Source organism: unidentified bacterial endosymbiont, assembly GCF_918320885.1.
GTDB lineage: Bacteria > Pseudomonadota > Gammaproteobacteria > Enterobacterales.
In genome coordinates this window covers 961419-984061 of sequence record NZ_OU907312.1, presented here as the reverse complement: position 1 = coordinate 984061, position 22643 = coordinate 961419, and the positions used below count along the sequence as shown (strand labels likewise).

General features: G+C 52.6%; 19 protein-coding genes, 1 tRNA gene and 4 pseudogenes. 13 read left to right on the top strand and 11 right to left on the bottom strand.

Annotation, left to right across the window (positions count from 1 at the left end; genetic code table 11):
• Window positions 1–7 precede the first annotated feature (7 nt).
• Both NL324_RS04995 and NL324_RS04990 read right to left on the bottom strand, forming a co-directional pair.
• Window positions 8–202, bottom strand: coding sequence for a YnbE family lipoprotein (locus NL324_RS04995; RefSeq protein WP_253306576.1), 195 nt, complete (start codon window positions 200–202; stop codon window positions 8–10).
• Complete coding sequence (locus NL324_RS04990) at window positions 199–2520, bottom strand: intermembrane phospholipid transport protein YdbH family protein (RefSeq protein ID WP_253306575.1); 2322 nt, start codon at window positions 2518–2520, stop codon at window positions 199–201. Before NL324_RS04990 ends, NL324_RS04995 begins: the two co-directional genes overlap by 4 nt.
• Window positions 2521–2990: 470 nt before the next feature.
• On the opposite strand from NL324_RS04990, the gene NL324_RS04985 reads away from it, so the two are divergent.
• A tRNA-Ser gene (locus NL324_RS04985) sits at window positions 2991–3081 on the top strand.
• 4 nt (window positions 3082–3085) lie between these two features.
• Here the strand turns inward: NL324_RS04985 and erpA are convergent.
• The 4 genes from erpA to trmB form a co-directional block, all read right to left on the bottom strand.
• Window positions 3086–3436, bottom strand: a complete 351-nt coding sequence (gene erpA, locus NL324_RS04980; protein ID WP_253306574.1) for an iron-sulfur cluster insertion protein ErpA — start codon at window positions 3434–3436, stop codon at window positions 3086–3088.
• 169 nt (window positions 3437–3605) lie between these two features.
• The gene (locus NL324_RS04975) at window positions 3606–5156 is read right to left on the bottom strand and encodes a DHA2 family efflux MFS transporter permease subunit (protein WP_253306573.1); all 1551 of its coding nucleotides are present in this window, start codon (window positions 5154–5156) and stop codon (window positions 3606–3608) included.
• Window positions 5146–6297: an HlyD family secretion protein gene (locus NL324_RS04970; RefSeq protein ID WP_253306572.1), complete on the bottom strand. Its 1152-nt coding sequence runs from the start codon at window positions 6295–6297 to the stop codon at window positions 5146–5148. The genes NL324_RS04975 and NL324_RS04970 overlap by 11 nt, the downstream gene beginning before the upstream one ends.
• A gap of 127 nt (window positions 6298–6424) precedes the next feature.
• Complete coding sequence (trmB, locus tag NL324_RS04965; protein WP_253306571.1) at window positions 6425–7135, bottom strand: tRNA (guanosine(46)-N7)-methyltransferase TrmB; 711 nt, start codon at window positions 7133–7135, stop codon at window positions 6425–6427.
• Window positions 7136–7204: 69 nt separating this feature from the next.
• Between trmB and mutY the strand changes: the two genes are divergently transcribed.
• From mutY to mltC, 4 genes are read left to right on the top strand one after another with little or no spacing between them, the layout of a single operon-like run.
• Window positions 7205–8257: an A/G-specific adenine glycosylase gene (gene mutY / locus NL324_RS04960; RefSeq protein ID WP_253306570.1), complete on the top strand. Its 1053-nt coding sequence runs from the start codon at window positions 7205–7207 to the stop codon at window positions 8255–8257.
• A 6-nt stretch (window positions 8258–8263) separates the two neighbouring features.
• Complete coding sequence (locus NL324_RS04955; protein ID WP_436298256.1) at window positions 8264–8539, top strand: oxidative damage protection protein; 276 nt, start codon at window positions 8264–8266, stop codon at window positions 8537–8539.
• Between the two features lie 31 nt (window positions 8540–8570).
• Complete coding sequence (locus NL324_RS04950; RefSeq protein ID WP_253306568.1) at window positions 8571–9212, top strand: transglycosylase SLT domain-containing protein; 642 nt, start codon at window positions 8571–8573, stop codon at window positions 9210–9212.
• 3 nt (window positions 9213–9215) lie between these two features.
• Window positions 9216–10289, top strand: coding sequence for a membrane-bound lytic murein transglycosylase MltC (gene mltC, locus NL324_RS04945; protein ID WP_253306567.1), 1074 nt, complete (start codon window positions 9216–9218; stop codon window positions 10287–10289).
• A 41-nt stretch (window positions 10290–10330) separates the two neighbouring features.
• Here the strand turns inward: mltC and NL324_RS04940 are convergent, their stop codons facing one another.
• Window positions 10331–10759 carry a type II toxin-antitoxin system HicB family antitoxin gene (locus NL324_RS04940; protein ID WP_253306566.1) on the bottom strand — a complete coding sequence of 143 codons (429 nt, stop codon included), beginning with the start codon at window positions 10757–10759 and terminating at the stop codon, window positions 10331–10333.
• A 519-nt stretch (window positions 10760–11278) separates the two neighbouring features.
• On the opposite strand from NL324_RS04940, the gene uvrY reads away from it, so the two are divergent.
• From uvrY to NL324_RS04905, 7 genes are all read left to right on the top strand, one after another.
• Complete coding sequence (gene uvrY, locus NL324_RS04935) at window positions 11279–11923, top strand: UvrY/SirA/GacA family response regulator transcription factor (protein ID WP_253306565.1); 645 nt, start codon at window positions 11279–11281, stop codon at window positions 11921–11923.
• Between the two features lie 6 nt (window positions 11924–11929).
• Window positions 11930–13810: an excinuclease ABC subunit UvrC gene (uvrC, locus tag NL324_RS04930; RefSeq protein ID WP_253306564.1), complete on the top strand. Its 1881-nt coding sequence runs from the start codon at window positions 11930–11932 to the stop codon at window positions 13808–13810.
• Window positions 13811–13872: 62 nt separating this feature from the next.
• Complete coding sequence (pgsA, locus tag NL324_RS04925; RefSeq protein WP_253306563.1) at window positions 13873–14427, top strand: CDP-diacylglycerol--glycerol-3-phosphate 3-phosphatidyltransferase; 555 nt, start codon at window positions 13873–13875, stop codon at window positions 14425–14427.
• Between the two features lie 151 nt (window positions 14428–14578).
• The gene (rsxA, locus tag NL324_RS04920; RefSeq protein WP_253306562.1) at window positions 14579–15166 is read left to right on the top strand and encodes an electron transport complex subunit RsxA; all 588 of its coding nucleotides are present in this window, start codon (window positions 14579–14581) and stop codon (window positions 15164–15166) included.
• A complete protein-coding gene (rsxB, locus tag NL324_RS04915) occupies window positions 15163–15756 on the top strand; it encodes an electron transport complex subunit RsxB (protein ID WP_253306561.1) in 594 nt (197 codons plus the stop codon). Before rsxA ends, rsxB begins: the two co-directional genes overlap by 4 nt.
• On the top strand, window positions 15756–17420 hold the full coding sequence (gene rsxC / locus NL324_RS04910) for an electron transport complex subunit RsxC (RefSeq protein ID WP_253307129.1): 1665 nt from the start codon (window positions 15756–15758) through the stop codon (window positions 17418–17420). The genes rsxB and rsxC overlap by 1 nt, the downstream gene beginning before the upstream one ends.
• On the top strand, window positions 17410–18435 hold the full coding sequence (locus NL324_RS04905) for an RnfABCDGE type electron transport complex subunit D (RefSeq protein WP_253306560.1): 1026 nt from the start codon (window positions 17410–17412) through the stop codon (window positions 18433–18435). The genes rsxC and NL324_RS04905 overlap by 11 nt, the downstream gene beginning before the upstream one ends.
• Before the next feature lie 63 nt (window positions 18436–18498).
• On the opposite strand, the pseudogene NL324_RS04900 reads toward NL324_RS04905, so the two are convergent.
• From NL324_RS04900 to NL324_RS04885, 3 pseudogenes are all read right to left on the bottom strand, one after another.
• A pseudogene (locus NL324_RS04900) lies at window positions 18499–18738 on the bottom strand (zinc ribbon domain-containing protein); the annotation flags it as partial.
• Between the two features lie 37 nt (window positions 18739–18775).
• Window positions 18776–19941 (bottom strand): annotated as a pseudogene (locus NL324_RS04895) (IS3 family transposase).
• Between the two features lie 78 nt (window positions 19942–20019).
• Window positions 20020–20511: pseudogene (locus NL324_RS04885) on the bottom strand (RNA-guided endonuclease InsQ/TnpB family protein); the annotation flags it as partial.
• Between the two features lie 13 nt (window positions 20512–20524).
• Here NL324_RS04885 and tnpA point away from each other — a divergent pair.
• A pseudogene (tnpA, locus tag NL324_RS04880) lies at window positions 20525–20800 on the top strand (IS200/IS605 family transposase); the annotation flags it as partial.
• 164 nt (window positions 20801–20964) lie between these two features.
• Here the strand turns inward: tnpA and NL324_RS04875 are convergent.
• Window positions 20965–22431, bottom strand: a complete 1467-nt coding sequence (locus NL324_RS04875) for a hypothetical protein (protein WP_253306559.1) — start codon at window positions 22429–22431, stop codon at window positions 20965–20967.
• Window positions 22432–22643: the final 212 nt, after the last annotated feature.

The window sequence follows — 22643 nt, the reverse complement described above, 5'->3', positions numbered from 1 at the left end:
TCTCTCCCTAAAAAAGTGATGGATCACTATTGATTAACTGATCCAACTCTTTATCTACTTTAATACGGATCTCATGTTCAATTTTGACACTCATATTGATCATAATCGGCTCTTTAGGGGCATCGAGAGCGATCCGTGGATAACAACCGCTGCAGAGGAACAGCAGCACAGCAATAACAACAAGATTGGGATGGATGTTCATGGGTGTAATCTCCGTAAAGCAGGAGCTTGTTGCTCTATTTGCTGTTGTAGTAACCCACTGGCCCGTAGGCTGCGCCACAGGGTTAATAGGTTTTCCTGATGTTGATACTGAAGCTGTACCGGCTGTTGTGGCTGCTGGGGGGTGTTCCCCTTCAGGTGTGCTTGAAGGGTCAATACCCCTAACGTATCGAGTTGCACCTGTGCCCGGGCCTGCTGAATCTGTAATTGTGTCATCCAATCCATCACCCTCTCCGTCATACCCGGTTGCCGCAGCCTATCAGCGGTTGCTTTATCTAGAGTGCTGGTCAACGGTGTAGTATTCCATAAATAACCTCGGTTGATCAACCAGTGTGAATCCCCCGTATAGAGTGGCAAGCGGCCGCTGATTTGACCGGTTAGCTGGATTCCCCGATGCCCTAATAAAGCACTGAGTTGTGCTAAATCGATATGCGTCAGTGTTAGCAGGCCTGGTTGCGCCTGCTGAGGCAGCCACAGCGCGGGCAGGATGAGGCTACCCCCCAGGATCTCACCAATCTGACCGGAGAGTTGCAAGGGATCCCGTTGGCTGTAAGGCAGTCTCCCTTGAACCTTAAGCACGATATGGCGTAACGTTAGGATTTGGCGCAGCTCCTCAATCTGCAAGGTTGCAAGCTGATCTGGCTTGCCCACCTGCCACTGCCGCTGCCAGCGGTATGGCAGGTGGAGATTGATGCCGTTGATCGCCCCCTCTTTTAGCCCAATGGCTGCGTTTTTCAGCTCTAATAAACCGACCACTGCTAAGCCGTGATCCGCTGAAGCGGTAAACTTTGCGGTATGATGCAGCACACCCTGCTTGAGACTCCACGGCTGCTGAGGCGGTAACAGGGGTTGTAACCGTTGGAAGCTTGGCTCACGCCAGTGGAGATCACCCTGGAGTACCTGGCCATTCCAATGCCCCTTTCCGGTGATTGGCGCTATCTGACCGGATCGCAACACCCCTTGCCAGGTAAGCTGTTGTAACGATCTCCCCTGGAGTTGTAGATCCAGCCTTGGCTGCCGTAAACAACGGCGATGGGGTAGCCACAGTCGCTCTGCCATCAACCGCCAAGCAGTAGAGAATGAATGAGTAGCAGCGCGCGACAGGAAGGAGTACTGGAGTGGTGCTTTTAAGGTCAGTCGCAGCTGCTCTCCTTGACAAGGTCCTGGTGTCCACTTTGCCAGCGTCGCTGATAGCTGCTGGATAGTCAGCTGTTGCTGCGATAGCTGCCAAGTACCACGCCCTTCACTCTGCCAGGGTGTTTGCTGTGCCGACAAGATCCCCTGGGCCTGATACTCCCACTGTAACGTCGCTTGATCGACACTGGGCGCGGTCATGATGCCGTTGAGCCGCAGGGTAACCGGCCCCCAGGGAGCGTTTGACAGCTGCCAACGGCTCTGTAGTCGCCCATAACGACCCAGAGGGCGCTGCCAATCACTCAACTGCAGTTGCAGCGCTCCCTGCAGGGGTTGTGCTGCATAAGGCCAAGCCCAGCGCCCGGGTTGAAACTGTAGGCACTGTGACTGCCACTGCCAAGGGAGCTCGAGCAAGGGTTGAGCAGATTGGGGCGTGATCATCCGGATCTGGCCTTGATGGCCCTGCCACTGCAGCGTGATCTGCGCCGCTTCTGGCAGCGCTGTCTTGGGTAGTTGCAGCTGCAGCTGACCGCTGCTAGGCCACTGCCGCAGCGATTTGCCCAGCTGCAGTTCGCCTTGTAGGGTCATGGGGATCTGATCACCTGGCGCGGCTAGTTGGGCCGACAGCCGCAGCCGCCGCTGGGGATCCAGCGTTGCTTGTAGTTGTCCGCTGGGATGCTGCCCCTCTAGTTGTAGCCCACCCGCCTGCTGTGACAGTGTCACTGATAGCGGTGCGTCCAGCGCCGGATCTAGGATCAGTTGCTGGATAGTCAGTTGCCAGGGTGGTAACTGGCTGAGCCAAACGGGCTGAGCTCGTGGGCGTGAGGCGGCTGATGCTATCACCGTTTGCCAAACGGGCGTATTGAGCTTGAGCTGCTGAATGGTGAATTGCCAGTGAGGAGGCGTAGAGTCGTTAGCCCCATAGTGGAGGGTTGCGGCACTCATAGAGAGTAAGGGCATCCCCTGATGGATTAACTGTAGCGCCGGCACCGTGAGCCGCTGCTGCGACCACCCTAGCCGCCCTTGCAGCTGCCAACTGATCCCCAAAGGATGCCAGGTGCTGAGCAGGAGGGGCAGTGTGATCCACAAGGCCCCGAGCAGCAGCAGGAAGCCGCCGGTCAGGCCAGCGGTGATCCACCCTACTTTTTTCAGAGGGCTCAAGCTCATCAGTTGCTGATCAGGCTAGGGGTAATCTGCATCGCTGCACAATACTCGCTACGCTTGGGTGATAGCAGCGTGTCATCAAGCATGGTCTTCTCCTAATTTATCAGCAGAAAAACTGCCTGGCTCAGTTTAGAGTTGTTAGCCTGCCTGGTGTAGTGCTTCGCTCAGATTGGCCTCCAGTCGAGGGGTTATCTCAAAAAAAAAACCGGCACTCCTAGTGTATAACAGAGTGCCGGCGCGCCTTTGAAAAAAATTTTCAAACAGTAGCACCAACTCAGACAGGTTAAAAACAAGAAAGTTTCCAAGCTCATCTAAAAATAGTCCTATTTTTTAATGACCGCCTGTGAACAGTGCCTCTCTAACAGGTCAATGAAGCTAAAACCAATGAATGCTTGCTTTTAGAGGAAGAACTTTTTATAGTCTGCGCGCAAGGCCGGTGTCAGGGTGGAAAGGAAGCGCGTTTCAAGCAGCGTGGTGAGATGTCCGAGTGGCTGAAGGAGCACGCCTGGAAAGTGTGTATACGTTAATAGCGTATCGAGGGTTCGAATCCCTCTCTCACCACCAATCGTCATAGGGTAAAAGAAGAACCACACCCGCAGGTGGTTTTAGCATTAGGATTATTGACGATAAAGCGTGATCCCTCTAATCCCTCCAGATAATCCACAGCCGCTCCGTTCAAATATTGTAGACTCATCGGATCTACTACTAGTAACGCTCCCTGGGTGTTGACCAGGGTATCCCCTTCATGCACCTGCTCATCAAAAGTAAAACCATATTGAAAACCACTACAGCCGCCCCCGGTAATATACACTCTTAATTTGAGTGCCTGGTTGTTCTCTTGAGCGACCAAATAGTTCACCCGGGCGGCGGCAGCGGCGGTAAATTCTATAGTAGAGAGCGTTGGCCTCTCACTGCTCATGCCGCTGGCTCCAAAATCATGTCAAAGCGCATTATCTAACAGGGAGAGCATCATGACAAGCTGCTTGCCCTGGCACTAACATCGTTCAGACTCCTGTGAGGATTGGAATAGACTGATAAGCGGTTACGAAGAGTGAGCAGAAACGGCAGCCACAGACCTTCGTGGAGCGTTAATGCCCCACCTCTCCACTCCCAAAGGGTGGCTTGGCACACCACACGAGCCCGATCATCGCCAAAAACAGCAGCGCTGAGGCCAGAAAGATCTCATTGGCCGAGATAATGAACCCCTGCGCAGTGATCTGCTGAGCTAAAGCGGTGCTGGCTGCCACCTGATCCAGCCCCCACTGTGCTAACTGCTGATAGCACTCCAGCAGTAGCGGCTGGCTGGGATCTAAGTGTTCGGTCAACTGTGTATGATGCAGCGCTTCCCGCTGGCTCCAGAGTGTGGTGATCACTGAGGTGCCTACTGATCCCGCTAAGGTCCGTAAAAAATTCGAGACACTGCTGGCACTGGCTAGTTGCTGCTGTGGCACACCCGAGAGCGTAATAGCCGTTAATGGCATAAAAAAGCAAGCAATGGCAACACCTTGTACCAATTGGGGCCAAACAACTGCAGAAAACGGAATTGCTGAGCAAAAAACAGTAGAGCGCCAGTAGAAACAGAACGCAAACACCAGAAAACTAACGGTCACCAAGAATCGCATATCGAGTCGAGCGCTAAAATGACCAATCAGGGGGGATAGTATCAGGGGTAACAAGCCGATCGGAGCCGCCGCCAAGCCTGCCCAGGTGGCCGTGTAGCCCAGCACCCCCTGCAAGAGTAGTGGAATTAAAACAATCGAACCGATATACAGTCCATAAGCGAGTGAGGTACATAATACCCCAATGGTAAAGTTACGTTTCTTGAACAACGATAAATCAAGTACCGGATAGGACTCGGTCAATTCCCAAATAACCAAGCTAATCAACGAAATGACAGCGATCAGAGTGAGTAGGGTGATCTCCGTTGAGGCAAACCAATCGAGCTCTTTACCGCGATCCAGCAGCCACTGTAAACAGCCTACCCCCATGATCAGTAACCATAAACCGACGGTATCAATCGGCTGACGGGTGATCACCGATTCCCGATCTTTGAGTGTTAGCCAGGTCATAAGCAGTGCCAGGAGTCCTACCGGAATATTAATAAAAAAGATCCAACCCCAGTGATAGTTATCACTGATCCAACCCCCTAAAATAGGGCCACAAATAGGGGCGATCACTATCGTTAATGCCCATAATGACAAGGCCATCGCCCGCTTTAATGGCGGATAATTATTGAGTAATAAGCTCTGCGCTAGGGGCACTAGAGGCCCCGCTGCAATGCCTTGTAGTACCCGGAAAAACACTAAGCTCGCTAAGCTATTGGCCACACCACACAGCCATGAGCTCACAATAAATAACAGCATTGACCAGAGGAATAATTTGACTTCACCCAATTGCTGCGCCAACCATCCCGACAGCGGCACAGCAATGGCATTAGCCACACCAAAGGCGGTGATTACCCAAGTCCCTTGGGTGGTGGCCATCCCTAAATCACCAGCAATCGTCGGTAGAGCGACATTGGCGATGGTGGCATCCAGGACCTGCATAAAGGTTGCCAAGGACAATCCCAGGGTCATCCAAACCAGCGAAGCACCTTCCAAAGGTTTTCTTGTCGAGGACTCAGAGAGTTCACGCGACATTGCTAGTGATAATCTCAATAATTAATTGTTTAACCGGCGTTAAATCAATGGGGGGTATCGCTTGAGAGCAGCTTACTGGTTCTTGAACTTCAGTGGGCGTTACTTCGGTAGTCTGCTGAGTATGCACTTTGACTGTGGTCGATAAGCCAATGCGGAGGGGATAACGCTTGAGCTGCTGGCGGTCTAAGGCAATTTTTACGGGAATACGTTGCACCACTTTGATCCAGTTTCCCGTGGCATTTTGTGGCGGTAATAGCGACAAGCTACTGCCAGTACTAGCATATAGGCCAGTGACTACCCCGGCATAGTTGACTTGGATGCCGTAGAGATCGCTGGTAACCCCGACGGGCTGGCCAATACGCATCGCTTTTAATTGGGTCTCTTTAAAATTAGCCTCTATCCAGCGCCGCTCTAATGGCACCACCATCATCAGTGGTGTACCGGCAGCAATCTGGGTACCTAGCTGAACGCTCCGGCGGACCACCTGGCCAGTCACTGGAGTCACGATACGGGTGCGTTGTAACGTTAGCCAAGCCTGCTGGAGTTGAATGGCTGCCTCGAGTACTCCGGGCTGCTCTGCTAAGGGGGTATCCAGCAACAGCGCTTGACTCGCTCTCAGGGCTTCAGTGGCTATTTTTAACGAAATCTGTGCTTGCTGTACGGTTTCACGGGTATGTTGCACGGCTTCTTGACCAATGGCCCCTCGTCTTCCTAACAGGGTACGACGTTGGAGATCGCCCTCCGCTTGCTGTAATACCAATCGCTGTTGGACTACTTTAGCCGCTAGCTGTTGTCGCTCTAATAGCCGGCTATGCGTTTGCCGTACACACTGTGCTAAAGCTAACTTGGCACGTTCGAGGATTTGCTCAGCGTCCACAGGATCCAACTGGACCAGCAGATCACCAGCCTGCACTACATCAGTCGTATCAGCAGCCACCAGCTGCACCTTTCCGTTGATTTGGGCGGTAATTGGGATCTGATCCCCGACGACATAGGCATCATTGGTCTCTTGATAGTGTCGTGCGTTTAACCACCAATAGATCCCATAAATCAGCGCTGCTACAGCAACAACACTCCCTAGATAGCACAACGCCCGGCGACGCCGCTGAAATAACTGGGGTGAATTAATGTCAGTGACCATGCAACACTCCAGAGTGTGAACAAACGATGGTGAGTGAAAGGCAACCAGTAGCCAGGCATCACGCCAGTAGCCCCTGGTATTACTTTGGGGTGTCTCACAGCATCCTGCAATCCTTTTATCTGAACGATTAAAGCCGCTGAAATAAAAGATCCCACACATCATGACCTAACCGATGGCCACGCCGCTCAAATTTAGTGAGCGGCCGCCAGGCTGGACGAGGGAGATACTCCCCAGTAGCCGCTACATTTTGATAGCCACTATGTGTCTGCAGACTATCCAGCATCTGTTGTGCATAAGGGTACCAATCAGTCGCTAGATGGAGCAGACCGCCCACCTTAAGCTTTCGCTGCAGCAAGTCAATAAAAGGGCGTTGTACTAAGCGCCGTTTATGATGGCGCGCTTTGGGCCAGGGATCGGGGAAGAACAGCTGTAGTCGATCGACCACCTGATCAGCTAGCCGTTCAGTGAGCACCAGCACTGCATCCTGCTTGATCACGCGAATATTGGTCACCCCGGCCTGTTGTGCGGCCGCTAAACAAGCCCCCACCCCCGGTAAGTGCACCTCAATGCCTAGAAAATTATAGTGGGGCTGTGCACAAGCCTGGGTGACTAAACTCGCTCCCATGCCAAAACCGATCTCAACCACCAGCGGCGCTTCACGACCAAAATGGGCAGTGAGGGGTTCTAGGGGAAGCTGATCGTCAATACCCATCAAAGGCCAGTAGCGCTGCAACGCCTGCTGTTGCCCCTGGGTAAAGCGCCCTTGGCGACGTACAAAACTGCAGATGGCACGATGAGTCCGCAGTGGCGACTCATCGGCTGTAGGGTTGTGCTGCAAGTCACTATCCTCTAGGGTGGTTCCATGGAATAATAAGCCATTTTAACACCAAATCGGCTACCTGTTTCCATGCCATCCGCTGCTTTTTCAGCCCGACTACTGCAATGGGCACAACACCAGGGTCGAAAAGATCTTCCCTGGCAACGTGATCCTAGCCCTTACTCCATCTGGCTCTCTGAAATCATGCTACAGCAGACCCAGGTGATGACTGTCATCCCCTACTTTGAACGCTTCATCACTCAGCTACCCACCTTGCAAGCTTTAGCGCAAGCACCGCTCGATCAGGTGCTCCATCTCTGGAGTGGCTTGGGCTATTACGCCAGAGCGCGTAATCTCCATCGGGCTGCACACACTATCCTCAGCCAGTATCAAGGTCGATTCCCTGATGACTTTAATGCGCTGACTGCTCTGCCTGGGATCGGTCGCTCAACAGCTGGGGCCATCCTATCCCTCGCCTTTGGACTGCCCTACCCCATTCTTGATGGGAATGTTAAGCGGATCTTGGCCCGATATTATGCCATTGCCGGCTGGCCTGGCGACCCCCAAGTGGCACGACAGCTGTGGGCCAAAAGCAGCCAGGTGACCCCGCGCCAACAAGCTGGCCCCTTTAATCAGGCGATGATGGATTTAGGATCACTGATCTGCACCCTGCGGCGCCCTGGCTGTCACGACTGCCCTCTGCAATCAGGCTGTCAAGCCTATAGGACCCAGCGTTGGCAGGAGTACCCTGGAAAACCGCACAAGGTGAGCAGACCCAAAAAAGTGGCTTGGTTTGTACTACTCCAATACCACCACACCCTCTGGATGGTGCAACGACCACTCAGTGATCTCTGGGGTGGACTCTTCTGTTTCCCGCAATTCGACACTCCTCAAACGGTACTACAGTGGTTACAGCAACAGCAAATCCCCAGTAATGCTCAACCGCTCCCTGAGATACAACACCAGTTTACCCATTTTCAATGGATTATCCGACCGCTGCATCTACAGTTAACCGAAAAACCCAGGGCGCTAGAGTGTGCCTCTGGGATCTGGTATAACTTAGCCAAACCCGCTAGGATTGGCGTGGCAACCCCTATCCAACGCCTACTACAATCCTTAATGGCTGCTCGAGGAGTTCAGTGAGTCATGATGACCAATCGACTGATAGTCTGTGCCTATTTAAAACGTCAAAGCCCCGGATTAGACGCACCGCCCTATCCAGGTCCTCTAGGAGATCGTCTCTACCAGGAGATCTCCCAAGAAGCTTGGGCGATCTGGCAAGCGAAGCAAACCATGCTGATTAATGAAAACAAGCTGACGATGTTTAAACCAGAGCATCGGCGGCTGCTGGAACAAAAGATGGTTCAGTTTCTGTTTGAAGGAGAGCCTATCAACCTGGCTGGTTATGTCCCACCACCCGCTTGATCGCCAACAACCCGCACACTCAAGATTGGTGATGCTGATGAGACCGCTACTACCGCTCCTCCTAGGTCTGCTGTTATTAACACCAGCTTCGGCAATCAGCACCCCTAGACGAATAAACAATCGAACGCCGCACGCCCGTCCAGCAGCGGATACCCAACAGGCAGCAGCCCGCTATCGCCGCCTGGTTCATCAATCAGCCAAGCGCTATCAGGTTGATCCCCGCTTAATCTTAGCCATTATTGAAATTGAATCTAACTTCAACCCACGCGCCGTGGGGTTCCAAAACGGTTTTGGCTTAATGCAAGTGGTCCCCGATACGGCAGGGCGCGAGGTGTTTGCACACCTGAAAAAACGCTCTCACCAACCGACCCGTCGTTATCTGTTTGAGCCACAGCGTAATATCGATGTTGGAACCGCCTATCTTCACCTGCTACAAACACGCTATTTGGCCAAAATAAAGCACCCTCGTACCCGGCAGTATGCGGTGATTGCCGCCTATAATGGCGGGCAGGGCAACCTCTTCAAAACCTTCTCGAATCATCCGCAGAAAGCCATCCACGCGATCAACCAGCTGACACCCGATCGCTTTTACCAGCGGATCATCCAGCGTCATCCGCTGGCCTACACCCGAGCTTATCTGGCCAAAGTTACCCAAGCTCAACGCAGGTATTGACCGGTGAAAACAGCCTATACGCTCCTAATCAGCTGTTTATTAGCTGCCTGTGTCCCACTTCAAGAGCCGCTGCCCTTAGTAAAAGATACCCATGGCTTTGAGATCTTAGTGGGGCAATTGGCACATCATATCGAGGAGCAGTGGGGGCCGAATGAAGTGGTGATCGCTGGATCAAAAGATTATGTCAAATATAGCAACCACTACCAGACACGCGCCCATATCAATTTTCAAAAAGGCATCCTCACCGTTGAAACCCTGACAGGAGAGGACCCGCAGGCCTGTTTGCGCCGTGCCATGAGGCAGATCCTGTTAATGGGTGAAGAGGCTTGTCATCGTCATCTCTTTGATGATCAGGAGACGCTAACCAGCCTCCATCCTTTTCTCTACGAGCAGGTTCTCGATCACCAGCACCGACCGATAGCGACGCCAGCTCAGGCAGAGTGTTTTATCAATAACCTGCTGAAATATCGATTGAAGCAGCGCATCAGTCACGGGCGACCCATTCTCATGCTGAGAGTACCACTAGCCCCTAACCACCTGAATCAACGGGCACAGAAATATTTGCGGCCGGTACAACAAGCAGCACGCCATTATCGGCTTGATGAGAGTCTTATTTTGGCGATTATCCAGACGGAGTCGAGTTTTAATCCCTACGCCATCAGTGGAAGCCAGGCGCTCGGCTTAATGCAGGTGAAGCAGGAGAGCGCCGGTCGCGATGTCTTTACCCATATCAAACGGCGACACGGCAAGCCCTCCCGCAGCTACCTATTGAATCCCAGTAAAAACATCGATACCGGAGCAGCCTACCTTCACTTACTCCACACCCGCTACCTTGGCAAGATACGCCACCCGCTATCACGGCGCTATGCAGCGATAGCAGCCTATAATGGTGGAACTAGCGGGGTATTACGCACCTTTTCTGCGGATCAACAGACCGCACTGGCCATGATTAATCAATTATCACCTGATCAAGTTTACCAAACCTTGCTGACACGCCACCCCTCCTCTCAGGCGCGCCACTATCTTCACAAGGTACAACGTGCACAGCAACACTATCGACGGCACTTGCCCTCTTAAGTCGGCTGATAGACCTGGATCGGCTAAAATAGCCTGCCAGGTCATTTATCACGACTGACTTGTAACAATAGTTTTCGACCCAGTTGAGAGAGTGCAGACTCTACAGACTCGATTTTTGAGGAGTGCTGAACATTAATTAACCGATCAACCTGTGGGAGATGGACTCCCAACAGCCTTGCAAGATCGGTTTTACGAGTTCCACTTTCAATCATGGTATTCCATAACGCAGTTTTTGCGGCCACTAACACCGGCAAGACAATCACCCACTCACTTTTTTCTGGCGCAGAGGCTACCGGTACTGGACGACGATGCTCAATATAATTGGCGATAGTTGTCACCAGGTTATCGACCACTTTAAGTGATGCCTGCTCTTGTGTATTGCCTTCTGACAACATTTCTGGAAGATCACGACACGTCACTGAGTAAGCTCCCTGCGTATCCCGTTTTAATTTCACCGGGTAATTGAACATTCTCTCCTCCTGATACTGGACAAAGGTTCGCCAGCTTTTTTGTTTATTATTTCAACTAATTTCATAAATATCGGCGCTAGGTTATGAAATTCTTTATCTCGAACTGGATTGTATTCAACGACGGCGTGTTCACCTGGAGACGCTGATTTCCTCAACAAATTCGTTGTGCTGTACCCGTCAACAGAGGGCGGTATTGCCCCTCATCGGGAGAAACTAGCCGTAATATTCAAGCCTGGTAGCGATCCAATTGCAGTAACGCGTCAGTTTTCAAAAATACTTACTTAAACAAGTTATTAACAATAATTCATATAATCATTATCCTTTATAATAAGTATCTAAAACGCATTTTTAACTAATATCATACTGTACATACAACCCCCATATGTAACAAATTATTTAATAAACGTTAAAGAGTCGTCTCGGGCAGGCTGCTCGAGGTTAGTATTTAATAATCCTCAAAAATCAAGTAGTATAGCCGGGGCAACAGGGTCGGTACTGGTAGACTGTAAGGGAGGGATCTTGATTAACGTGTTTCTGGTGGATGATCATGAATTAGTCCGTACTGGCATACGACGCATCTTGGAGGAAATCCGAGGCATGAGTGTGATTGGCGAAGCCAAAAATGGCGAAGAGGCGGTCAGATGGTGTCGTCACCATCAAACGGATGTGGTGTTGATGGACCTCAACATGCCAGGCATTGGCGGCATAGAGGCCGCGCGCAAGATATTGCGCCATTCGCCGGAGGTCCGCCTGATTATTTTAACGATTTACACGGAGAACCCCCTGCCTGCTAAAATCATGCAGGCTGGTATCGCCGGCTATCTCAGCAAAGATGTATCACCCGAAGAGATGACCAATGCCATTCGTACCGTCCATTTAGGACAACGTTATATTGCGCCGACTATTGCGCAACAGATGGTCTTAAGTCAGTTTGCACCAGTAGTCGATAATCCCCTGAGCCTACTTTCAAAGCGTGAACTGCAAATTATGCTGATGCTGACCCAGGGACAAAAGGCGAGTAGCATCGCCGATCAACTGAATTTGAGCCCTAAAACGGTTAATAGTTATCGTTATCGCATGTTTACTAAACTCAACATCAGCAGCGATGTTGAGCTGACCCACCTAGCCATTCGCCACAGTCTGTTAATGTCCGAGCGCTTATAAGCTTGAATGATTCCCCGCTTTGATTTCCGACAATTTTTAAAGACTGTACCGACACAGCCTGGTGTTTACTGTATGCAGGATGCGCAAGGACGTATCCTTTATGTAGGGAAAGCCAATAATTTAAAGCAACGCTTAGCCCACTATGGTTATCAACAAACCAAGCACTCCGACAGTCACTCAAAGCCTGCTCCAACGACTAAAACCGCCGCCTTGGTCGCTGCCATTGCAGTCATTACCATCACGGTAACCCATACAGAAACTGAAGCGCTGTTACTGGAATACAACACCATTCAACAGCACAAGCCCCGTTATAATGTGCTGCTGCGTGAGGAGGGTGACTACCCGTTTATCGTATTGACTAGCGGTAAGCACCCACGTTTAATCTATCATCGAGGCTCCAAACGCACAGCCGGTGAGTACTTTGGCCCCTTTCCCAACCCCCAGGCCGTGCGTGAGACCTTAGCGTTATTACAGCGCCTCTTCCCCCTGCGACAGTGTGAAGATTCAGTCTACCGCAATCGAACTCGCCCCTGCTTACAATATCAGATAGGGCGCTGTTTAGGTCCCTGTATTCCTGGGCTGGTCAGTGAGTCTACCTACCAACAGCAGGTTGACTGTGCACGCCTGTTTTTACAAGGAAAAGATCAGCAGGTGCTCTCCACCTTGGTCGCACGCATGGCAGTAGCCAGCCAAACGCTGCAATTTGAAACTGCAGCCCGTTTGCGTGATCAGATCCAGGCCATTCGCCAGGTATTAGAGAAACAATTTGTTACAAATAGCCGTCACCAAGCGGCCGATGCGATCAGTATCGTGCAGCAAGCGGGGGTAGTCTGTGTGCAGGTGCTCATGCTGCGTCATGGAAAGCTGCTAGGGAGTCGTAGCTACTTCCCTATCGTGCCTCTAGACCGCACACTCTCCGAAATCGCTCAGACTTTTATCACGCTCTACTACCTGCCAAGCCAACGGGCCATCGTCTTGCCAGACCAAATCTGGCTTGATGTTCCCTTGCCTGACAGCCGCCCATTAGCACGCACTTTAAGTGCTATTCTGCAGCAGCCCTTGGTGATTTATCCCCAGCCGCGCGGGGACCGCGCCCGTTATCTGCAGTTGGCCCATACCAATGCCGTAGCGGCGCTTCAGAGCAGAGTCGCCCAACGCTCTACCCAGCAGCAGCGCCTGAAAGCACTGCAACAATTATTGGCGCTGCCGCCGCTAGAGCGACTGGAGTGTTTTGATATCAGTCACACCCTGGGAGAGAAGATGGTGGCCTCGTGTGTTGTCTTTAATGCGGGCAGCCCCTTAAAGGCGGAATATCGTCGCTACACCATTACAGCGGTCACACCGGGCGATGATTGTGCCGCCATTGCACAAGTACTCCAGCGCCGTTACACGCCCCCCCTGGATCCAGAAAAAATCCCCTGTGTCGTCCTGATCGATGGTGGCAAAGGACAACTCAACGCTGCGCAAGCAGTCTTCAATGGCTTGATAAACCGTTGGGGAGAACGCCCACCCCCCCGGCTGCTTGCCATCGCTAAAGGCCCAGGCCGTAAGCCTGGGCTAGAAACCCTGTTTTTGACCACCGATACTCAAGGCTGTCAGTTATCAGCCACTGATCCAGCGCTACACCTGCTGCAACACCTACGGGATGAAGCGCACCGGCATGCCCTGATGGGACATCGCCAGCAGCGGGCTAAGGGTCGTCGTACCAGTCGCTTACAGCAGATCCCCGGGATCGGCCCTAAAAGGCGGCAAGCCCTGCTACTCTACCTGGGTGGCTTACAGCCGCTACTCAAGGCCAGCGTCGAGGAGATCGCCGCCGTCCCGATGATTTCACGTCGATTAGCTGAAAAAATTTATACAGCCCTACAAGGTGAAATAGCGTTATAATCACTCTAAAATTAATCCAACCTTAGCTATATCATCGGATAGTGATTGACATCCCCTAGACTATGCAAACCAATATTCCAACGCTCCTCACGCTATTTCGCATCGGTTTGATCCCTTTTTTTGTACTATTTTTCTACCTGCCAGTGATCTGGGCCCCCCTGGCTTGCACACTGCTCTTTATCTTGGCGGCGCTCACCGATTGGTGCGACGGCTTTTTAGCCCGTCGTTGGCAACAAACCACCCCTTTCGGCGCTTTCTTAGATCCGGTGGCCGATAAAGTGATGGTGGCGGCGGCGATGGTGCTGGTGGCGGTTCATTACCACACGTGGTGGATCACCTTACCCAGTATCACTATGATTATTCGAGAAATTATTATTTCGGCGCTGAGAGAATGGATGGCTGAGCTTGGCAAACGCCGCACGGTAGCCGTGACCTGGATTGGCAAAATCAAGACCGCTACACAAATGGTCGCATTGGTGCTGCTGCTCTGGCGCCCGTCACTCCTGCTAGAGCGCTGTGGCTTTATTGCCCTGTATGGGGCGATGCTGCTCACATTCTGGACGATGTGCCATTACCTGCACGCTGCACGCCAAACGCTGATGACGCCCGATACCTAAAACAGTGCCAGGCAGCCGCTGCTGATCTAGTTTATTGGCTGGCTGTAGGCTTTGGGCCGCTACTAGGTTACAATCGGCTGCTTGGTCTCTCCCCTGATCGACCCTGCTGAGATAGACAGGTCTCTCTCAGTTTAACTAGGGCTGTTTCCACATGCGCGACACCCTGCTGCTGTTACTCAGTACAGTACTGGTCAATAATTTTGTGTTGGTCAAATTTCTTGGCCTCTGCCCCTTGATGGGGGTCTCTAAAAAACCAGAAACTGCCCTAGGTATGGGCGCGGCAACCACTTTTGTCTTGACGACAGCCTCTGTAGTCACCTATCTATTGGAGCGTTACCTGCTACAACCCTTTGGCTTGGTACCGCTGCGCACCCTGCTGTTTATCCTAGTCATTGCGGTGGTGGTACAATTTACCGAGCTGGTGGTACGACAAACGCACCCACTGCTCTATCAGCTGTTGGGGATCTTTTTGCCGCTCATCACCACCAACTGTGCGGTCCTGGGGGTGGCGCTGCTGAATAGTCGCTCCGCTCATACCTTCGTACAATCTATCGTCTTGGGCCTAGGGGAAGCGCTCGGATTCACCCTGGTCTTGGTGCTATTTTCCCTGTTACGGGAGCGACTGCGTGTGGCTGATGTGCCCTTGCCGTTTCGCGGCAACGCCATTGCTTTGATCACCGCCGGCTTAATGTCACTGGCCTTTATGGGATTTAGCGGTTGGGGCCGTCCACTAGGATGAGTTGGGCCACCGCGGTACTCGCCGTAGCCCTGCTGACTGGGCTTGCTGGGCTACTATTGAGCATAGCCGCACACGCCTGCCAAACGACCAGCGATCCACTCGTAGCTTCGATTGACGCCTTACTGCCACAGACCCAGTGTGGCCAGTGTGGTTATCCTGGCTGTCGCCCCTATGCTGCGGCGGTGGCACAGGGCGAAGCGATTAACCAGTGCGTGCCGGGTGGCCGGACCGTGGTGTTACAGCTGGCTGAGCTCCTCAACCGAGAACCACCCGCCGTGCCACTGAGCGATCCAGCCCCGCTCACGATACCGATTAAACGGGTCGCCTGGATTGATGAGGCGTTTTGTATTGGCTGCACCAAATGTCTGCAAGCCTGTCCGGTCGATGCCATTATCGGCGGTGCTAAGGTCCTGCATACCGTGTTGACCGACTACTGTACCGGCTGTGATCTCTGTGTAGCGCCCTGCCCGACTCAGTGTATCGAGATGTTACCGCTCGATCAGTTACTGATGAAGTGGCCTCTGCCGCCATCCTCCTCCACGGCAGTAGCCGATCCCCCGCCCGCCGCCAGCGCAGGACTCACCCCGTGATGCTACTGGAACAGACGGCGCTCAAGCGCTTATCAGCTGGCCTGCAACCGCCCGATCACAAAGCCTGTTCTACCCAGCATGCCATCCAGCGGCTGCCACTCGCTAAACAATTGGTTATTCCATTACAACAACATGCGGGGCCACCCGGCCAGCTAGTCGTCCAAGTGGGCCAACAGGTCCATAAAGGCACGCCATTCACTCAAGGGTTCGATCGCGCTACGCTACCCGTCCATGCACCCACTTCAGGCGAGATCACAGCGATTCGCCGCTACCAGGATCCCTTTCAGAGCAACTCGACCCTGCCCCCCCCGCTCTGTATTGAACTCCAAGCCGATGGCCAGGATCACGGTCAGTGGCTAGCGCCACTGCCACACTATCTGGAGCAGCCAGCGAGTGGGTTAATCACACGAATTGGTGCTGCCGGCATCGCGGGCTTGGGGGGGGGCGGTTTTCCAAGCAGTGCCAAGTGGCCGGGCGCGCCTCGACCACTGCCCTTACTGATCATCAATGCGGTGGAGTGTGAGCCCTATATCACTGCTGATGACTGTTTGATCCGGGAACAGGCTCAGGCGATCATTCAAGGTTGTCATATTTTGCAACATATTTTAGCACCACAGCAGTGTGTCATCGCCATTGAGGATAATAAACCGCAGGCGCTCGCTGCCCTGCAACAGGCCCTAGCGACCTCGAAGTCGCTAGGTGACTGGTTGCAGCTCCGTGTTCTGCCCACCCAGTACCCTTCAGGGGATGCACGGCAGCTGATCTGGATGCTGACTGGCCGAGAAGTGCCGCTAGGACAGCATAGCAATCAGATCGGGGTGGTGATGCATAATGTCGCCACGGTGTTTGCCATCCAGCAAGCGATCATCGCCGGCAAACCGCTGATTGAGCGGGTGGTGACGCTCACTGGTGAGGCGCTGCCACAGCCGGGAAATTTCTGGGTGCCGTTGGGAACCCCGGTCGCACACCTGTTGCAGCAGCTTGGTGTGCCCGATTTAAGCAGCGTGACCGTCGGGGGCCCCCTGATGGGACGACTGCTCGCTGATCACCAGGCACCAGTGATTAAAACCACCAACTGTCTATTAGTGCGCCCACCCCTTAGCCCCACAGCGCAGGCTGAGGAGCAGCCCTGTATCCGCTGTGGGGAGTGTGTGACGGTCTGCCCCGTGGGGCTACTGCCACAACAGCTCTATTGGTTCAGTCGTGGTCAACAGCATGAGGCAGCTCGTGCTCACCACCTCTTGGCCTGTATTGAGTGTGGCGCCTGTAGCGCTGTCTGTCCCAGCCATATCCCTTTGGTTCAGTACTATCAACAGGAGAAAGCCCAGTTGCGCACACTGGATCAACAAGTACAACAGGCACAGCAAGCTAAAACCCGCTTTGAAGCCAAACAACAACGCCTGGCAGCACAACAGCAGGCGCGCCAACAGCAACGGGCGGCGCTGGCGACAGCAGTAGGACCCGACGCTGCAGTGCTAGCCGCCACCCCGAGAGCTACCACGCCGCTCACCACTGCCGAGCGCCCAACAGCACCACACGCGGTGACCGCTACCGGGGATCGACAAGCAGCAGTGGCGGCGGCCATCGCGCGGGCTAAAGCGCGCCAAGCCAGGACTACCACGCTACCGCCTGTCGCCACCCTAGCGCCTCTAGATGTCCAGTAAGCCGCCACCCCTGCTGCAGCCCCGATCCACCCAGCAGCTCATGCGTTGGGTGCTGCTGGGCTGCCTACCCGCTATCGTGATCCAGATCATCTACTTTGGTTGGGGGATCCTGCTGCAGCTATTGATTGCCAGCAGTAGCACCCTCCTGTTAGAAGCAGCACTCCTGTGGCTGCGGGGCAGGCCACCGTGCCGTACACTAGCAGATGGTTCAGCGCTGCTATCCGGTGTGCTCTTAGCGCTGGCACTACCGCCACTAGCGCCCTGGTGGCTCGCGGTTATTGGAGCACTGTTCACCATCGTGATCGCTAAACAGCTGTATGGTGGCTTAGGGCATAATCTATTTAACCCCGCCATGGTGGGCTATGTGGCACTGTTGGTCGCCTTTCCTGGACCCATGGGCGCCTGGCCGCCCTCGCTACTGCCCGCCGGCGGTCGCCCAACCCTGGCAGCGACTAGCGCCCTTATTTTTCAAACCTCTGCCGCCAGATCCACCCCTAATAGTGACGCTGTAACGCAAGCGACCCCACTGGAGCGCCTAAAAAACCAACAACGGCTGGCGGCCACTGCTGGGGCACAGAGGTGCTCCTCACCGGATCAGCCGCCACTGGATCGCGCTTGGTTAGCACTCAATATCAGCTTTCTGCTGGGGGGGCTCCTGTTATTAGCCCAACGGATTATCCAGTGGCACCTTCCCGGCAGCTTATTAGCTAGTTTACTGCTGAGTGCGACTATGGGTTACTGGCTCAACCCGCTGGCCAGCGGCTCACCGCTGCTACAGCTGTTCAGTGGCAGTACAATGTTTGGGGCGTTTTTTATCGCCACTGATCCGGTGACTGCAGCGACCACCCCCCGGGGTCGGCTACTGTTTGGGGCCTTGATTGGGCTGTTAGTCTATCTTATCCGCCGCTTCGGCGATTACCCGGATGGCCTGGCTTTTGCCGTATTGATGGCCAATATGCTGGTGCCGTTGTTCGATCGCACCACACAGCCACGGATCTATGGACAAGCCCCTTAAGGGGGGGCTCAGGTGAACTTTGACATCCTCACCGCCCTAAAGGGCGATGATTCCTACTGCGGTTCAAGCTTGCGCCTGACTCACTTCGGCGGGTTCCTGCTTCATCGAGAGGCCTGACTGCGCCGTCTCTCCACAGGCTAACACGACATGCCCTGCCGCTAATATATTCATGGCAGCATTTAAATCAGCGTTCTCTGTATAGCCACAAACTATGCAGGCAAACTGTGATTGGCTGCTACGGTTCTCTTTGGCACTATGACCGCAGACTGAGCAGGTACGGCTAGTGTTCTGCGGCGGTACTGATCTTGCCACCTTTTTTTAGACACAGAGAAGAGAAACCTTAAGCGACCTGGGATAACCAATTTTTTTCAAAATTTACAGGAGACAGATAGCCTAGCGTTGAGTGCCGTCTCTGTCGGTTATAAAACACTTCTACGTATTCAAAAATGCTCAATTTGGCTTGTTCTCTGCTCTCAAAACGTTCAAAGTGGGTGTGCTCTGTTTTTAAGGTATGGAAAAAACTCTCTGCTACTGCATTGTCATAACAATTGCCCGTACTACTCATGCTAAGCGTTATCTGGTGATGCGCCGATACAGCCTTGAATCCTTTGCTGGTATACTGGCTGCCTCGGTCGGAGTGGTGGATGAGACCTGCAGCAGGCTTCCTCCGTGTTATTGCCTGGCGTAATGCTGCGGCTACTAACTCGGTGGTCATGTGAGCTTGCATATCCATCCCCACGATACTACGAGAGAACAGGTCCAGTACGATAGCAACATACAACCATCCCTCTTGGGTCGGAATATAGGTAATATCTGCTGCCCAGTATTGATCAGGGCGAGTGGCTGTGAACTTCTGCTTGAGTAAATTAGGCGCCACTGCGGCCTTTGGATCGACTATTGTGGTTACCTTAAATCGTTTTTTCATCTTAGCCGCAATATGGGCTGCTTTCATTAGCCGACAAACCCGTTTGCGTGAACAGCGCTCACCTCTAGCTCGTAACTCAGCATGGATACGTGGGCTACCGTAAATTTGGTTGCTTATGGTATAAACCTCTTTAATTTCAGATATTAAACGCTCATCCTCACAATAGCGCTTGGATGGCTCAGCCTTGATAAACTGATAATAGCCACTGCGGGATACACCTAACACGTTGGACATCCTCTCTACGCTGAATTCCCCAGCATGCTTTTGCATAAACTGGTATTTTACTTGCGGGCCACTGAGAAGATGCCCAAGGCTTTTTTTAGGATATCCCTCTCTTCGCGTGCTATCGCCAATTCTTTCCGCAATTGACTGAGCTCAGCATCAGACGCTTTCAGGTATCCTTTGCCCGGGAAAGCCTCTGCACCATCCTTGTTATGCTGATGGACCCACCCTGCCAATGTACTCTTGGGAACTCCCAATTCCTCGCTCAATTGACAGAGCGTTTTACCAGTGCTGTGATACAGCTTTACCGCATTCAGCTTGAATTCCTTATCATAGCTCCTTGATTCCCCTTGATTCATAACTTCACCTCAAAAAGTAACAAAAAATTATACGCTTTGTTCCTCTTCGTTGTGTCCGTTAAAGGGTAGCAAGATCAGTACCGCCAGCACCTGGCCCCCAAGCCACAACTGCTTATACTCCAGCTGTCTTCTGAGCTCGTACCAACCCTGGTCCAAAATAGATTTATTCAAGCCAGACTTAGCTTTAACCCTTTTCCCAGGTTCTGCCACTGTCCCAGTGGCCGATTTTGACATGTTTTTAATCTGCAAATCCTCAATCACTATCATCGCGTGGTTTTTGCTGATGGCACTTGAGGTTTTATGCAGATAGTCCTGTCGAATATTGGCAATGGTATGATGCAGCTGTTGAATTTTGCTTCGTTGTTTTTTCCAATGGGCACTGAATTTTACTTGGCGACTTAACTGTCGTTGCAGCCTTGCTAAACGCTGTTGCTGGGTACGGTAGCTATTAACGGGGGCATAGACTATACCATCTGACAAAGTGGCCAATCGAGCTATCCCCACATCAACCCCTACCATGCTAGTCGCCGGATGTTGTGGTGGCTCTACTGTATATTCAGTCTGCAAGGTATTTAACGAGATCTGCCGTGACTTAGAAGCAGAGCTCATAGAGATGGAAGGCGAGACTGAACATGTGCACCTGTTGGTGAATTACCCACCCAAAGTAGCGGTATCAACCTTGGTGAATAGCTTAAAGGGGGTTTCCAGTCGTATCCTTCGCAGAGACAGACCTGATATCGCCAAGCGCTACTACTATCAACAGGCCCTATGGTCTCCTAGCTATTTTTCCAGTAGCTGTGGCGGCGCTCCTATTGAGATTATTCGACAATACATTGAACAACAACAAAGACCACTGTAGGGCGCCTGATATCCTCGACCTGAAGGAGCAGGCTTTACGGCGTAATAGGGTAAAAAGCTGATAAAATCAGCGTCTATAGGGACGCTGATCCAGGTACTCTGGTCCATCATCGTAGTCTTGAGCAACCACTGCCGGACATCATCCAGGCCATACTGTCGATAGTGTTACAATACTCCCCCTTGATGTGTAATGCTGATCGCGGCTGTCTGCAAATGAGGCGGGGACGGTACCGTCCCCGATAGTGTGCTGTTATCCCCGTCTCCTAAATCACCACTCATGTGCATGGTCAGCTGTTCTACAGCACGCTCAGAAAACAGCGGCGTGGCGGACAAGCAGTCGTGCTGACTCAGCTTAGCCGATCCACTTTGCAGCGGGTATTCCAGAATCATCGAGACCGCCTCTCTCAGCTCCGGGCGCGCCTCAGCAAGGGCTTTAAACCATCTTTCGAAGCTGGATTTTAAGCTTCCATTATTTCCATACAGCTCATAGATCAGCGCTGACTGCCGTTCACACCAGGATTTTTGTGCCTCCTCATTGGGGTTGTTCAATAAATGAGCATACAACTCTAGCTGCAATAGAGCACTGAAACGTGGGTCTGGACGGCAACCCATAACGGTACTGAAGTGCTCAGTCAGCTGAGATTGTAGTACAGCAAAGCTACCATGCAGATGAACACTGCTGTCATTCAAGGAACCTAAGGCTAACAGTACCTTTAACGTAGGGGCTATTGAAAAGAGTGGCCTATCCTCCATCGGATCAATCGGGGGTACACGGGGAAATTGCTGAGGCTCATAAGCCACGCCGCGGCGGGCATTTTTAAAAGCTTCTACAAGGGTTTCTCGTTTATCTATGAAGTCAGGTAATAAGGCTCGGTAGGTGGCTTTTACATAGGGTCTACCTTCCACACATTGTTGACTCTCTACCACTATCTTCGCCAGCTGCTCTTCTCGCCAAATATCCGCGGAGGTTCTGATAGCCGTAGAGGGGGTATAGCCGCCCTCGGGGAGTAGGGCCTGCAGGGCTGGTAGTAGCGGCACCGAATAGTTCTCAACAAACCAGTGACGCGCTGAAAGCCCTTCGATGGCAGCTTCCTGAGGCATCAATCGTGCACACACCGACTCTCTAAAAGCAGCCAGTAAACCCTCTGGACAAACCGCTACCTGGGTCGTCTGCTGCCACTGTTCGATAAATCTCTGCTGCAATAACTCAACATATAAGGTGCCAACCAAAGCACTTTTTAAGGAGTCTGGCAGAGGCTCTGAGCTATCTAGATAGCTCCCTGAAGGGGTATCCTCCTCTGCGGGGAATTCGCCCAGAATACCATGCTCCACTCGGGCTGCCAGAACATTGGCTTGTGCCCGGACTGTCGGGGATGCTGGCCCCTCTTCTCCGCTAAAACCTGCATCCCATAAACTAAGCTCGAATGCCGGTTCTAAATTACTCTCCGTCACAAATTGATTAAACCGTTCTGCCAGTACTGTCTCGAGTGCTTTACCTTCTGGGAGCACGCCACCCCGGTTCATTTGTTCACCGTAAGCAGCTGCTAACCACGGATACTCTTTAAATAATTGTTGAGTGGCTTGAGACACTATCGCTTCTAAGGCTGATAACCCTTGATCAGGTGTGTTCATCTGTTCTATTCCCCCTACGCTTGCCCTCTTACAGTAATAGCTCAACCAGCAGGTTTTACTAAACCACTCCGATTGGCCGCTCTACTATTTAAGCTTTAACAGCTACTGACTCTGGGTGAGTGAGCTATACCCTGTCAATACTTCCCCATTGCAACGGCTAGACCATAACAGCTTACCAACCCTGAAGAGGCCGCATCAAAAAAGCGGGCACC